Genomic DNA, 1037 nt, shown 5'->3' on the forward strand with positions numbered 1-1037 from the left:
GGCGCGCGCGACCACGTCGGCGAGTTCCTCGCCCTCGCGCACGAGCCACCCGGTCTCGCCGTCGCGGACCGAGTCGCGGAGTCCGTCCACATCGTAGGCCACGGTGGGCACGCCGAGGCGGGCCGCCTCGATGACGGTCAGGCCCCAGCCCTCGAACTCGGAGGCGGTGACATGGAGGTGGCACGAGGCCAGGACGCTGTTCTTGTCCTCCTCGGGCAGGAAGCCGTGCAGGCGCACGCGGTCGCCCGTGCCGTCACGGGCGACCTGCTCCGCCAGGGGTTCGCCCTCGGGGCCGCGGCCGATGATGTGCACCTTCAGGTCGGGGTGCTCCTCGCGCAGCGCGCGGGCGAGGTCGACCACCCGCGAGACCCGCTTCTGGACGACCAGGCGGCCCAGGCTGACCACGGCCGGGTGGCCCATGTCGGCGGGGGCGGGCGCGTCGTCGAGGGGCTTCTGGGGCCCGGGGAGTCCGCCGTTGTGGATGATCTCGATCGGCGCGCGCCAGCCCAGCTTCTCGCGCATGGCCCGGCGGGAGGACTCCGAGACGGTGACGGTGGTGCAGCGGCGGTAGACGCGCGAGGCCACGACCGACTCCAGCGTGCGGCCCAGCCAGGCGACGGGCGCCGGGAAGTAGGCGTTGAACTGGAGGTCGTGGACGTGGTGGACGACGCTGACCACCCGCGTGCTGCGGCGCAGGACGAGGCGGCACAGGAAGGGGACGCCGTTCATGCAGTCGAAGGCGAGCTGGTACTCGCGGCGCCACAGGGCCAGCCACGCCATGACGCGCGGGTAGACGGTGAACCTGCCGCCCATGCGGCGGATGACGATCCCGTCCCTGGTCTCCACGCGCGCCTGGTGGGGCTCGCGGCTGGTGAGGAAGGTGACGATGGCACCGCGTTCGGCCAGGTGGCGGCTGATCCGCCAGGAGTACTCCTCGGCTCCCCCCGCGGTGGACTGCCAGGGGTCGCGCCAGTTGACCATGACCAGGCGGACCCCGTCCAGGCGCGGCCCGAGGTCGGCGGGGACGTCCGGGGCGG

1 protein-coding gene is annotated in these 1037 nt (G+C 73.6%); it reads right to left on the reverse strand.

What is annotated here, in order from left to right:
• A partial coding sequence (locus DQW06_RS25505; protein ID WP_157983602.1) for a glycosyltransferase family 4 protein occupies positions 1 to 1037 on the reverse strand: 1037 nt, incomplete at both ends.

Source organism: Nocardiopsis sp. TNDT3 (assembly GCF_003427465.1).
GTDB lineage: Bacteria > Actinomycetota > Actinomycetes > Streptosporangiales > Streptosporangiaceae > Nocardiopsis > Nocardiopsis dassonvillei.